This window comes from Microbacterium sp. cf332, from assembly GCF_900102175.1.
Classification (GTDB): domain Bacteria; phylum Actinomycetota; class Actinomycetes; order Actinomycetales; family Microbacteriaceae; genus Microbacterium.
The window spans coordinates 453582-465899 of the sequence record NZ_FNKN01000003.1; the positions used below are offsets into that span (position 1 = coordinate 453582).

General features: G+C 67.1%; 16 protein-coding genes and 1 tRNA gene. 8 read left to right on the top strand and 9 right to left on the bottom strand.

Annotated features, from left to right (window positions below):
* Positions 1 to 32: 32 nt before the first annotated feature.
* Positions 33 to 272: a hypothetical protein gene (locus BLT21_RS13725; protein WP_091503069.1), complete on the top strand. Its 240-nt coding sequence runs from the start codon at positions 33 to 35 to the stop codon at positions 270 to 272.
* A gap of 63 nt (positions 273 to 335) precedes the next feature.
* The gene (locus BLT21_RS15695) at positions 336 to 485 is read left to right on the top strand and encodes a hypothetical protein (RefSeq protein WP_176786918.1); all 150 of its coding nucleotides are present in this window, start codon (positions 336 to 338) and stop codon (positions 483 to 485) included.
* A 103-nt stretch (positions 486 to 588) separates the two neighbouring features.
* Here BLT21_RS15695 and BLT21_RS13730 read toward each other — a convergent pair whose 3' ends face one another.
* The 7 genes from BLT21_RS13730 to BLT21_RS13760 all read right to left on the bottom strand — a co-directional run bounded on the left by BLT21_RS13730 (position 589) and on the right by BLT21_RS13760 (position 6179).
* Complete coding sequence (locus BLT21_RS13730; protein ID WP_091503071.1) at positions 589 to 933, bottom strand: histone-like nucleoid-structuring protein Lsr2; 345 nt, start codon at positions 931 to 933, stop codon at positions 589 to 591.
* A 126-nt stretch (positions 934 to 1059) separates the two neighbouring features.
* The gene (locus tag BLT21_RS13735; RefSeq protein WP_091503072.1) at positions 1060 to 1824 is read right to left on the bottom strand and encodes a hypothetical protein; all 765 of its coding nucleotides are present in this window, start codon (positions 1822 to 1824) and stop codon (positions 1060 to 1062) included.
* 121 nt (positions 1825 to 1945) lie between these two features.
* The gene (locus BLT21_RS13740) at positions 1946 to 3106 is read right to left on the bottom strand and encodes a glutathione-independent formaldehyde dehydrogenase (RefSeq protein ID WP_091503074.1); all 1161 of its coding nucleotides are present in this window, start codon (positions 3104 to 3106) and stop codon (positions 1946 to 1948) included.
* Positions 3107 to 3218: 112 nt separating this feature from the next.
* A complete protein-coding gene (locus tag BLT21_RS13745; protein ID WP_091503076.1) occupies positions 3219 to 4388 on the bottom strand; it encodes a zinc-dependent alcohol dehydrogenase in 1170 nt (389 codons plus the stop codon).
* On the bottom strand, positions 4385 to 4852 hold the full coding sequence (locus BLT21_RS13750; RefSeq protein ID WP_091503078.1) for a hypothetical protein: 468 nt from the start codon (positions 4850 to 4852) through the stop codon (positions 4385 to 4387). The genes BLT21_RS13745 and BLT21_RS13750 overlap by 4 nt, the downstream gene beginning before the upstream one ends.
* Positions 4853 to 5013: 161 nt before the next feature.
* Positions 5014 to 5643: a DUF1345 domain-containing protein gene (locus tag BLT21_RS13755; RefSeq protein ID WP_091503079.1), complete on the bottom strand. Its 630-nt coding sequence runs from the start codon at positions 5641 to 5643 to the stop codon at positions 5014 to 5016.
* A gap of 200 nt (positions 5644 to 5843) precedes the next feature.
* Positions 5844 to 6179: a YciI family protein gene (locus tag BLT21_RS13760; protein WP_091503081.1), complete on the bottom strand. Its 336-nt coding sequence runs from the start codon at positions 6177 to 6179 to the stop codon at positions 5844 to 5846.
* A gap of 96 nt (positions 6180 to 6275) precedes the next feature.
* Here BLT21_RS13760 and BLT21_RS13765 point away from each other — a divergent pair, with 96 nt between their 5' ends.
* The 3 genes from BLT21_RS13765 to BLT21_RS13775 all read left to right on the top strand — a co-directional run bounded on the left by BLT21_RS13765 (position 6276) and on the right by BLT21_RS13775 (position 8069).
* The gene (locus BLT21_RS13765) at positions 6276 to 7061 is read left to right on the top strand and encodes a DNA/RNA non-specific endonuclease (protein WP_091503083.1); all 786 of its coding nucleotides are present in this window, start codon (positions 6276 to 6278) and stop codon (positions 7059 to 7061) included.
* Between the two features lie 277 nt (positions 7062 to 7338).
* Positions 7339 to 7815, top strand: coding sequence for a DUF2975 domain-containing protein (locus BLT21_RS13770; RefSeq protein WP_143024993.1), 477 nt, complete (start codon positions 7339 to 7341; stop codon positions 7813 to 7815).
* Entirely contained in the window at positions 7815 to 8069 is a 255-nt protein-coding gene (locus BLT21_RS13775) for a helix-turn-helix domain-containing protein (protein ID WP_091503085.1), read from the top strand. The genes BLT21_RS13770 and BLT21_RS13775 overlap by 1 nt, the downstream gene beginning before the upstream one ends.
* 595 nt (positions 8070 to 8664) lie before the next feature.
* On the opposite strand, the gene BLT21_RS13780 is transcribed toward BLT21_RS13775, so the two are convergent.
* Positions 8665 to 8737 (bottom strand) — tRNA-Lys (locus BLT21_RS13780).
* 214 nt (positions 8738 to 8951) lie between these two features.
* Positions 8952 to 9626, bottom strand: a complete 675-nt coding sequence (locus BLT21_RS13785; protein ID WP_091503087.1) for a fasciclin domain-containing protein — start codon at positions 9624 to 9626, stop codon at positions 8952 to 8954.
* 249 nt (positions 9627 to 9875) lie between these two features.
* Between BLT21_RS13785 and sigK the strand changes: the two genes are divergently transcribed.
* The 3 genes from sigK to BLT21_RS13800 all read left to right on the top strand — a co-directional run bounded on the left by sigK (position 9876) and on the right by BLT21_RS13800 (position 12143).
* Positions 9876 to 10475, top strand: a complete 600-nt coding sequence (sigK, locus tag BLT21_RS13790; RefSeq protein WP_176786919.1) for an ECF RNA polymerase sigma factor SigK — start codon at positions 9876 to 9878, stop codon at positions 10473 to 10475.
* Positions 10472 to 11338 (top strand): anti-sigma factor, encoded by an 867-nt coding sequence (locus BLT21_RS13795; protein ID WP_091503089.1) that lies wholly within the window; start codon positions 10472 to 10474, stop codon positions 11336 to 11338. The genes sigK and BLT21_RS13795 overlap by 4 nt, the downstream gene beginning before the upstream one ends.
* Positions 11339 to 11504: 166 nt before the next feature.
* Positions 11505 to 12143: a DNA-directed RNA polymerase subunit beta gene (locus BLT21_RS13800; RefSeq protein WP_091503091.1), complete on the top strand. Its 639-nt coding sequence runs from the start codon at positions 11505 to 11507 to the stop codon at positions 12141 to 12143.
* Positions 12144 to 12318: the final 175 nt, after the last annotated feature.

Genomic DNA, 12318 nt, shown 5'->3' on the forward strand with positions numbered 1-12318 from the left:
GCGCCGGCGCGAGCGACTGTTAGGTTCGCTGGGTGCAGAGTCTGTGGGAGCGCATCGCCGCGAGTTCGGTCGCGACACCGTTCGGGGTGATCGTCATGCAGGCGATCGTCTGGGTGGGGATGTCGGCGATCTGGATCCCGTGGGCACTGAACGGCGGCGACGTCATCCGCGTCGTCCTGGCGATCATCTCGCCGCTCCTCGCCACCTACTGGGTCGTGGCCCTCGTGTTCGGCATCCGGCGCCGCCGCGAGGCGCGGGAGCGACGCGACTGATTGGTTCCGCTCCGCATTGGATGGCGCGCCGGTGGTGTGGCGTTGGCTCTCTTCGGGACTCTGATGTTCGTTTCGAGCCGGGATGCAGCCTGGCTGATCTCGCCGTTGCTCGTCGGAGCGTCGTTCGTGCCGGCCATCATCGCTATCGTCGTCGTCAACCGCCGCTCGGCCGGCTCGCCCACGCGAGGCGGGGCGACCGATCCGGCGGAGTGACAGCGCAATAAGGGCCAGGCGCGATCATTTCCAGCAGCGCGCCGAGAATGCGAAATGGCTCAGGGCTGGAGGCGCCTGAGCCATTTCGGATGCGGGTGATGCGTCAGTTCGCCGCGCGGTATGCGTCGAGCACAGCGGCGGGGACGCGGCCGCGCTCGTTCACGGTGTGACCGTTGGCGCGTGCCCATTCCCGGACGGCGCCGAGGTCGACGTCGCTCTTCGAACGCGAGGAACGGCCGCTGCTGCGGCGGGGCGCACTCGAGGATGCGGAACGGGCGACGTCGACATACGGCGCGAGGGCGTTGTAGAACTTGTCGGCATTGCGGTTGGACAGGTCGATCTCGTACGAACGTCCCTCGACGGAGAAGGAGATCTGCTTTCCTTCGCCGTCTTCGAGAACGGTGCCGTCGAGATCGTCGATGAGCTGGGTGATTTGCTTGCGGGCCATGCGCTTACTTTATGCCCGCGGCCTGTGTCGATGCGATCCGCGAAGAAGAGATGTGGATGATTTGTTTTCATTCTGAGGATATGCATAGGAAGCGCGCTCGCAGCACGCTCATTCCGGACCAGGAGATCATCGTCTTCGCGCGACGACGACGGCGACGATTACTGCAGCCGGTATCGCCACAGCGCCGAACAGTTGCGTGAGGCCGAGAAGCGGAGGTGCATCACCCAGCGCGCAATCCGGAGACCACTCAGACGCGGCGAAATGCACCAGGAGCATCGGTAGCGACGCGGCACCCCCAGCGCATCCGAGGGTCAACAGGTGACCCATGAGCCTCTCTTTCGGTCGCAGGCGCCGCGCGATCATCCGGACGAGCAGGAGGGGAAGGCCGAGGCAGATCGAGAGCGTAACGATCCAGGCGACAACGGTAGCCGGGCGCACCATCGCGGACCAGAACTCGGGTGACGACGAGCATCCGGGAAGTCCGGAGATAAGTGCCCCGGCGGCGAGCGTGAGGGCGGCGAGATAGAGGACGGTCGTTGCGCGCGACGACGCGACGGTGGACCGCGCCGAACCGGCATCCATCTTGTGCACCCAGCCGCGTCCAAGAAAAGGGCGCCAGCCGAATTCCGCTATCTCGAGGGCTTCTTCTTCGGGTCCACGTTCGTACCACTCCAATCCCCATTCCGCTTCGAGTCGCGCCGGCAGGTCCCATTCGTCGGCGTAGAAGTCGCCCGGGGTGTCAGGTACGGCGGGCGGCGAGAGAATGCCGATCCACCAACCGGGAGCGGTATCGGGGATGAGGAAGAGCAGCCGGCCTTCCCAGGGCCCGGTGGTCGCCCGGGCGATTCGCCCTTGCGGCGCCCAGAAGTCGCTATCCGGCTGCATGAACACCGACTCCTCCTGTTGCCCCAGGAACGGACGTTACCGGGTCGGCGCAGAGAACGCCCCCTTCGATTTTCGGATCCCCGGAGGGGAGTGGCCGAACCCCGAAGGGGGCGGTGGTCGTGAACGCTCAGGCGCCGGTGGAGGCGAACTCCGGATGCAGCACCACCTTCGTCCAGCCGTCGTCGCGGTTGTCGAAGTGCTCGTAGGCCCGCGGCGCGTCATCGAGGCCGAGGTCATGGCTGACGATCTGCGACGGCGTCGCCTTGCCGCTGACGATCAGATCGCGAAGCGCCCGGTTGTACTTCTTCACCGGACACTGGCCGCTGCCGAGCTTCTGCCCGCGGAACCAGAACTCGCCGAAGTCGAAAGCGACCTGTCCCTGCTTCCCGAGCGGATCGGGTGAACCGGGGTCCTGCGGGATGAACACCCCGACGACGCCTATCTCGCCGGTGAACCTCACCGACTTCACGAGGCGGTTCAGGGTCAGGTTCGGCTGCTCGTTGCCGTCGGCGTCGTGCGCCTGGTAGCCGACGCACTCGCATCCGTTGTCGGCGCCCAGCCCCATCGTCATCTCGTTCACCGCCTCGACGGGGTCGACCTTGGAGTCGTCGATCGCGATACCGCCGATCTCCTCGATCTTGCGCAAACGGTCGGGGTGGCGGTCGACGACCATCACCTTCGACGCGCCCTTGATGATTGCCGAGTAGGCCGCCATCCATCCGACCGGACCCGCCCCGTAGATGACCGTCTGATCACCGGGCTTCACGTGAGCGAGCTCCGTCGCGTGGTAGCCGGTCGGGAAGATGTCGGCCAGCATCACGTAGTCGTTCTGCTTCTCCTCGGCATCCTCGCCGAGGCGCAGGCAGTTGAAGTCGCCCCACGGCACGCGCAACAGCTCCGCCTGCCCGCCGGGCCAGGGGCCCATGTCGGCGAACCCGTAGGCGGCACCGGCCCACGCGGCGTTCGGTTGAGCCGTCAGACAGTAGTTCGTCAGCCCGCGTTCGCAGTTCTTGCAGTGCCCGCACGCGACGTTGAACGGCATCACGACGTAGTCGCCGACCTTCACCTTGTCCACTCCGTCACCGACCTCGATGACCTGGCCGAGGTTCTCGTGACCGAACCAGCGACCGGTCTCGAAATCGGTTCGGCCCTCGTACATGTGCAGGTCGGACCCGCAGATGTTCGTGGTGGTGATGCGGACGAGCACGTCGGTGGGGCGCTCGATGCGCGCGTCGGGAACGTCCTGGACGCTGACCTTCCGCGGGCCCTCGTAGACGACAGCTTTCATGATCTCTCCTTCTTCGACAGTGATGAATGGGATGCAGTGAGTCGTTCAGTCGACGGGGAGCCGCGGGTCACCTCCTCGCGGCGGCCGGCACGGCGCAGGGCGACCCGACGGTTCAGGGCCGGAACACGGCGCGGACACAGCCGTCGTCCTTCTGCTTGAACATCTCGTAGCCGGCCGGTGCTTCGTCCAGCGGCATGATGTGCGTGGCGAGGTGCTCGGTGATCAGCTCGTCGCGCGACATCCTCTCGAGCAGCATCGGGATGTAGCGATGACCGTGCTGCTGCGCGGAACGCAGCGTGAGGCCCTTGTTCATCAGGGGGCCGAGCGGGAACTTGTCGACGAAGCCGCCGAAGACCCCGAGGACGAAGAGGCTGCCGCCCTTGCGAGCCGCGAAGATCGCTTCGCGTACGGCGGTCGGCCGGTCGGTCTGCAGTCGCAGCTGCTGCTTGACCTGGTCGTAGGCGAAATCGACGCGGTCGGAGTGCGCCTCCATCCCGACGGCTTCGATGCAGACGTCCGGTCCGCGACCGCCCGTCAGCTCACGCAGTTCGGGAAGCACCTCGCTCGTCTCGTAGTTCAGCGTTTCGGCGCCGATGATGTCCGACACCTGAGACAGGCGCTCCTGGTACCGGTCGATGACGATCACCCGTTCGGCGCCCAGCAGCAGCGCGGCGCTCGCCGCCATCTGTCCGACGCCGCCGGCGCCCCAGACGGCGACCGTGTCGCCGGGCTTGACCCCTCCGAGGTCGGCACCCATCCATCCCGTCGGGGCGGCATCCGATGCGAACAGGGCGCGCTGATCGCTGACGCCCTCGGGCACGGTGAAGGCCCCCTGATCGGCGTAGGGCACGCGGATGTACTCGGCATGGCTGCCGGCCCATCCGCCGAGTGCGTGGGAGTAGCCGTAGCAGCCGCCGGGTGCCTGACCCCACAGCATCTCGGGGATCCCCGCATTGGGGTTGCCGTTGTCGCACAGCGAGAACAGGTCGTTCTTGCAGTACCAGCATCTGCCGCAGCTGATGAACGAGCACACGACGACCCGATCGCCCACGCGGTGCTTCGTCACGGCCGAGCCGACTTCGACGACCTCGCCGATGAACTCGTGACCGAGCACGTCGCCGGCGCGCATGGTCGGCACGTAGCCGCCGAGCAGGTGGAGGTCGGATCCGCACGTCGTGGTGAGGATCACCCGCACGATGATGTCCTGCCGATTGAGAATGGCCGGGTCGTCGACGCTCTCCACCTCGAGCTTGTTGACGCCGGTCCAGCACAGAGCCTTCACAGCACCCCACCGCCCTTGGCCTTGTCCTCGGCTGCGTCGACCGCCGCGCCGAAGAGGGTGATCGAGCGGTGTCCGTGCGGCCGGGGCGTGGCCTGAAGCACCTCTCCGGTCTCGAAGACCTGCTTCGCGTCGCGAAGGGCCGTGCGCAGGATCTGCTCGGGGTCGGCGTCGTCGTCGTCGGATGACAGCTCGGCGCCTTCGCGGATGCGGGCATGGACCTCGAAGCCCTTGTCACCCGGCGCGGGCTCGATCCGGATCTCGAGGCCGTCGGCTATCCGTTGCAACGGTTCGGGATGATGGCCGCGGAAGGTTTCCGCGTCACCCAGCACCGTCACCGCCTTCCATCCTTCGGGATGACGTCCGTCGCCGACGGATTCCTGCTTCTTGCGCACCAAGGACCGTGCCACCAGTCCCGCCGCCGCCACACCGGCCGCACCTGCTGCAACCGCCGCTTTCACGTCCATGTCTGCTCCTTCGTTCTTACGTCGTCGCTCATGAGCCGCCCATGCTGGGGGCGTGTGGCACCGTCGACACAGGGGGTTATGGCGGGCCGGATCGAGGAGGACAATCGGTGCGCGCCCACACGGACCGGCACGGCCGCGGCACCCCGATGCGGCGCGCCGGATCAGCTCGACTGCGTGAGGCTGGTGATGAGGTTGATCGCGACGGCGACCACGAAGGTGCCGTAGAAGTAGGCCAGCAGTGCGTGCCCGAAGGCGATGCGACGCGACGGGGTGGAGGACTGCGTCACGCTGGTGGCGCTGTACGCCATGCCGATCCCGAAGGCGGCATAGGCGAAGTCGCTGTACGACGGGTCTTCGTCCTGATCGAAGTCGAAGCGGTGACGCTCATCGTGGTAGTACATGCGGGCGTATTTGAACGCGTAGACCGTGTTGACCAGCGCCCAGGCTGCGACGACGCCGATGACCGCGAGAATCGCGCAGGCCGCGCCGATCGGATCGCGCTGCTGGCTTCGCAACAGCGCGAAGACCACGCCCACCAGGCTGACGAACGTGGCCCCGATGATCAGGGTGTCGACGAGCCGACGGGCTTTGCCCTCGTGCAGTGCGAGCTCGCGCGTTCGGTCGGGTCCGGCATGCCAGGCCTGCGCCCACGACCACGTGAGGAAGATCCCGGCAGCGACAGCCCAGCCGAGCAGCGGAGCGAGTTCCGCGGCCTCGAGCAGTATCGGAATGATGGCGACGACGATTCCGAGGGCTGCCGAGACGGCGGCTTTGACGGCGATGTGCGACATGGGGGTCCTCCGCTGAGCGGCCGCCGACGGAGTTCGGCTGACCGTCCGCGCACCCTGGACCCGCCGCCCTGTGCGCGCGGACCCCCTTGACGCGCGTGCGTCAGGAGCGGAGGGTTCGGGGTGGGCTCATGGTGGGCGCGTATGCCGCTCGCCGAACCCGCACCGCCGAGCTCTGCGGCGCCACGCTCTGCGCCGCCGAGTCACCACGCGCTGAGAGGAAGGACCTCCACCGAGCCGTAGAGGGGAGCTCGCCGCGCGTGCCGAGATGCTTCCTCGAAGTCCGCGCACTCGAGGATGTAGTACCCGACGAGCGAGCCCGCGGGTGTGCCGTCCGCGGGCTGTGGCTTTTCCGGCGAGCGATTCTCGGTGAGTTCGGTCAGCAGGGTGCCGCCGGCGCCATCCTCGAACTGGCCGGACGTCACATATACGCCCTGTTCCTCGAGCGAGACGGTGTAGTCCGACCAGACCGCGTAATCCTCCTCCGAGTTCCCGCCGTCGTAGGTGCCGTCGGAGCGCATGAGAAGCATGACTTTCATCGAGTTCCCCTTCGTGTTGCAGCAACCGTCTCACCCGCGACGGGTTCTGACCACGGTGTTCACGCGAACGTCATACGTCGGCATCAGGATGAGCCCATGACGAGTGGATACGACGCGACCTTCCTGCCCACCGACGTGCCCCTTCCGGTTGCTGACGGCGACACCGTGACTCTGGATTATCCGCACTTCTCGGTCGTGCTCGACCGGGATCGTCGCCTGGCGGCTGTGACGGGTGTGAACATCGACGGTGCTCAGCTGCGCGACGTGCCGCGGACGGGGGACTGGTCTCTGGACGTGCGTCTTCCGGCCGCGCAGCAGGCGGGGAATGAGATCTACTCCGGGAACGACCTCGATCGCGGACATCTCGTCCGCAGGCGCGACCCCGGCTGGGGCGACGCGGATACGGCGCGCGAGGCCACCGAGGCGACGTTCCGGTACCCGAACGCGGCCCCGCAGGCGTCGGGCTTCAACCAGTCGAAGGAACTGTGGCTCGGACTCGAGGACCACGTTCTCGAGTACGCCGAGACGACCGAGCAGCGCATCTCCGTCTTCACCGCACCCGTCCTCGCGAGTGACGACCCGCCCTATCGCGGTATCCAGGTGCCGCTGCAGTTCTGGAAGGTCGTCGCCTGGCAGTCGCCGCGCGGCCTGCAGGCGACAGGATTCCTCCTGGATCAGTCCGAACTCGTCGACGTGCGAACCGGTCTCGTCGAGGCGCCACCGCTCGGCGGGTTCAAGACCTTCCAGGTCACGGTCGCCGAGGTTTCGGGATTGAGTGGTGTGGACTTCGGTCCTCTTGCGGGGGCCGACGTCATGGTGCCGCGGTTGGTGGCGGAGGGTTGGCGTCGGCTGGAGACGGTTGGGGACATCGAGTTGATCTGAGCGGGGTTCAACGGCGGACGCTCGCACCGCTCGGGCTTCGCGGCGCACACCGTCGCAACGTGTGCGGAGCTCTGAGCGAACCGGGGGTGAGGTGGTAGGACCCGTGGGGCTCTGACGCATTCGAAGGGCACCAGGATGTTCGCCTCGCCCAGCTTGTGCTCGCATGAGCGCTGCAACCGCGCGGCCAGGACGCCCTCAAGGAACGTAAGCGCGCCACGGGTTGACGCTCATCGATAAACAATCTATCGTTTATCGATACCTAGTGAAGGAGCGCGATATGAACCGAACCCTGATCGCCACCGCGAAGATCGTCTTCGCGGTGCTTGCCCTAATCGGGCTCGCGCTACAGCTCTTCATCATTCCCGCGAACGTCACTGGCCTCGCCAGCGCCTACGCGGAGGTCGCCAGCATCGCGCCGGTCATCATCGGGTGGGGAGCCTTCGTGATCGCCTGCGGTCAGGCAGCTCTCATCGTCACATGGCGCTTGCTCGATCTTGTGCGAGACGACAGCATCTTCACGACCGACGCCTTTTCGTGGGTGCGCGCACTGACGTGGTGCCCCGCCGCGATCGGGCTCAGCACCCTCGCAATGTTCGTTGTGCTCAATGCCGCGCACGTCACGCCGCCGGCGCTGATGCTGAGCATGCTCGCCGCGATCGGAGTCAGTGCCGCGGCGACGTTGATCCTGGCCGTGCTGTTCGCGCTGCTGCGGCAGTCCGCCACCATGAGACACGACCTTGCGGAGGTCATCTGATGCCGATCCTCGTCGACATCGACCGGCTCATGGACGAGCGCGGCATGACCGTCGCTGAATTGTCCGCGCTGATAGGAATCACGCCAGCGAACCTTGCCGTGCTAAAGAACGGTCGCGCGAAGGCCGTCCGCTTCTCCACGCTCTCTGCGCTCTGTGAGGCGCTCGACTGCCAGCCCGGCGACATACTCCGATACGACAACGCCCCGGCCGAATCTATAGACCCAGCCGGGGCGTCGGCGACGATCGCACGTTAGACGATGTTCGGGTTGATCCGCGTTGTCTGAATGTTGAAGATGGTCTTTGGGGCGTTGGATTCGAGCGAGTCGGTGGCCCACCCGACGACTTCGGGCCCAGCCCTCCAAGCGCCGGTCGCGCACGACGCGTTCGAGCACGTCGTACCGGTCACAGCCGAACCACCGCGGGTCCACCAGAAGCAGACCGCGGGTCCACCAGAAGCAGACTGTGATGATGCGCTGGCCGCTGTAGACGTTCGCGGCCGCCTTCCCCGCGCCTCTGTAGGTGACCTAGGCATTCCTCCGCGTAGGCATAGCTCGGGCCCCACGACGCCATAGGCGTGATGGTCCCCGGGGGAATGTCGGTCGGGTAGTTCATGCCGACGAGCGCGCCGGTGTCGTGGCCGCCGTAGACGACCAGCTCTCCGACGGGGACGGGCGCCGGGACTAGGTCTGCGTCCAGTTCGGTGGAGGCCGAAGCCGCGCTCGGCAGCGCGGTGACGGCGATCAAGCTGGCGAGCACGCTTGCTCTGATGGACAGGGTCCAAATACTTCTGAGCAAACCCTGCCGACCCAGGGGCGTCGAAAACCATGGGTTTCGACGCTGTTTCAGAGGTGGGCCCCGTGGGGCTCGAACCCACGACCCGCGGATTAAAAGTCCGATGCTCTACCGACTGAGCTAGAGGCCCTGAGCTTCCTAGCCTAGTAGCCGTGACCGGGCGATCGAGCCGCCCTGCACCGCTGCTGCCGGCTGCCGTCCGCGGCATCCGCTCGCACCACCGGGCGCCGCGGCATCCGTCCGGGCACGACAAAGCGGCCGGTGTGCTCGCACCGGCCGCTTCGCCTCAGCCACGGAGTTAACCGAGGCCGTGCCGCGGGAACCCCTCACCGCGGCTGTTCGGGTCACATCGGGGGCATCAGCACCGTGTCGATGAGGTAAACCGTGGCGTTGGCCGTCGTGACGCCACCGCAGATGACTGCAGCGCTGTCGTTGACCATGATGTTGTCGCCGGAGCCGGTGACGGTCAGGTCGGCACCGTTGACCGTGGTGTGGGTGCCGTCGATCTCGTCGGGCGCGATCTGGCCGGGGACGACGTGGTAGGTGAGGATCGACGTGAGGGTCGCCGAGTCGGTCTTCAGCGACTCGATGGTGGCGGGGTCGATCTTGGCGAATGCGTCGTCGACGGGAGCGAAGACGGTGAACTCGTCACCGTTCAGCGTGTCGACGAGGTTGACGTCAGGGTTGAGCTGACCGCTGACGGCTGCGACGAGGGTGGTGAGCAGCGGGTTGTTCGACGCTGCGGTGGCCACCGGGTCCTGAGCCATACCGGCGACCGAGCCAGCGCCGTCCGGAACGGCTGCGGCGTAGTCGGCACAGCCGGGGCCGACGAGGTTCGAAGCCGGGTCCATGGTGGTGGCTTCGGGCGAAGCCGACTCCATCGGAGCTGCCGACGACGAGGGGGCCTCGGTCTCCTCGGTGGCGTTGTCACCCGATCCCGCCGAGCAGGCCGACAGAGCGAGCGCTCCGGCGAAGCCGAGGGCCAGGGCAGCAGTGAACTTCTTCTTGGTGCTGAGCATGATTGCCTCCGTGTGTTCTCCGCCGTGGTCCGTCCCCGGCGTCGAGAGTTCTTCGGAGACCCCCTGCGATCGGATCGGAAAAAGTTCGGGAATCTCGAAAATCGCGCTTCGGGCAATCCGATACACCCCCCTTATACGAAGCAGAGTCGACACGGACACACGCCGGCGACCACGATGGCCCCACGGGCGGTTGGTAGAGAAGCGGTAACAGGTCGGCGCTGCATCCGAGAACACGTCAGGGGATGCGGCATGCTTGTAGCGATGGTCATAGATGGAATGGACGTGCCCGACGACGGGGCGTCGACGGATCACGTCGCGGAGCTGATTCAGCGCTGCGCCGACGGTGACCACAGCGCTTTCACCCGCCTCTACGACACGCTCTCGTCACGCGTGTTCGGGCTCATCCTCCGCGTGCTGGTCGATCGGTCGCAGAGCGAGGAAGTGCTGCAAGAGGTCTTCCTCGAAGTGTGGCAATCCGCTTCGACGTTTGCTCCGAAGAAGGGGCAAGGAAGGTCGTGGATCCTCACGATCGCACACCGCCGCGCAGTCGACCGGGTTCGGTCGTCGCAGGCGAGCAGCGATCGCGATGTTCGTGCGGGCTACCGAGAAATGGCGTCACAGCCCGAAGGTGTCGCCGAGCAAGTTGAGCTTCGCATCGAAGGACGGCGCGTCGCTCGGGCTCTCAGCTCTCTACCCGAGGCACAGCGAGAGGCCATCACCCTCGCCTACTACGGGGGTTACAGTCAGAGCGAGATCGCAGCGCTGGTGGGAGCGCCGCTCGGAACGATCAAGACACGGATGCGTGACGGATTGACCAGGCTCCGAAGTGCAATGGGGGTGACATCGTGAACGAACAGACTTTCGCCGAACTCTCGGCAGGCTACGCGCTCGGCGCGCTGTCTCCTGAAGACGAGCTCGCCTACCGCGAGGCTCTCGACGCGCACCCCGAGTGGATGCCGATCGTCGAGGCAGACGCCGCCACCGCCGCGCTCCTCTCCGAAGGGGTCGCCGACGTCGCGCCGCCCGCCTCTCTGCGAGCGAACCTCCTCGCCCAGATCGGCGCACCCGAGGTCGACATCGACGTGGCTCCGGCATCAGCCGTGACGAGCGACGCGGACGCGGCATCCATCGCCGGGACGCGCGACCCCGACGTCGCCGATGCCGACGACGAACTCGAGGATGACGACCCGCGGGCCGCCGGACACCGCGTGGGCTCGCCCGTGACCGAGCAGGTGCAGACCGTTCAGCGTCGCAACTGGACGCGCAGCCTGTTCGCACTCACCGCATCGATCGCGTTGCTCGTGGGCATCGGCTGGGGAGTCGGCACGCTGACCGACGGCATGCGTGCCCCCTCCGCCAACAGCGTGCTCGCACAGATCGAGCAGTCGGGCGACGCGCAGTCGAGCACGGCGCAGCTGGCCGACGGCGGCGAAGCGACGGTGCACTGGTCGCCGAGCGTCGAAGGCGTCGTGCTCGTTGCCGAAGGACTGCCCGAGATCGCCGACGACCAGTCGTACGAGGCCTGGTTCGTTCGCGGTAGCGCGCCGGTCCCGGCGGGGGCGTTCGAGTCGAGCGATGGCTCGGCGGCGCTGCTCCTCGACGGCGACATGCAGCCCGACGACGTCATCGCCCTCACCATCGAACAGAGCGGCGGCTCGCCCAGCGGCCTGCCGACCACCGACCCGATCGTCGCCATCCCGACGTCCGCCTGACTGCCCACCCCGTTATCCGGCAGCGGAACGGCCGACCTTCGTGGTCGGCCGTTCTGTCGTTGTGGGGCGGGGCTGGCGCGGCGTGGGGCGGGGAGGGTTCGGCGTGGGGTGTTCGCAGTGGGCGAGCGGAGGCCACGAGGATGCCGTGCTCGCTTAGCCTGGATTGATGACGGACGGATCCCGGGACTACCACAAGCCCGTTCGGCGCCCCGCCGACGAATTCGATCGACACTTCGCCGGTGAGGACCCCGCGGAGGTCTCGCGCGTGGCTCATGCCACGGCGGGTGCCCTGCTGTCGCGCGTGCGCGAAGACCCGAGCGACGCCGTCGTCGACCGCCTTGTGGGTTTCACCGCAGAGCACGGGATCGACACCGTCGCCGAGCTCTGGTCGCGTTCGCCCGCGAAGTCGTTGCCCGGTGCGCTGTGGCGCCTGTACCTGCTGCAGCTCATGATCCATCGCGACCCGCGCACCGCTGCGCTGCTGTACGAGCGGGGCAGAGTCACACTGCGCTCGGCCGACGAGGTCATCGCCGGTGCTCCGACACCCGCGGGTCCCGAAGAGCTCGTGGCCCTGATCGACATCATCCTGCGGGGCGTCTTCCGCGGCGACTTCGCCGTCGCCCTCGAGCGCGCGGCGTCGTTCTGCCGTGTGCAGGCGGCGGGTGCGACATCCGTCGCCGACGACCACGACGCCAGCGAGCCCGACCGCTCGTCGGCGTTCACCGCGCGCGCCCTGCGACTGAGCACGTACGCCGAAGACCTGGGTTCGTGCGCGGGCCTGTGGCGGCGCGAAGCGCTGACCTGAGCCGGTGAGGTCGAGGCGGTTCCGCCCTGATCTCCGCGGTTTCGCGGTTCGCCGTTCGCGGCGGAAAAGATAAGTGCCGGGCCGCAGAACGCCTCTCGGCGCGTGGCCGCTCGCAGCGGCTGAAGATGGAGCCCGGGGTTACTGCGGCCCGGCACTCACAGTCTAACGGAGCCCC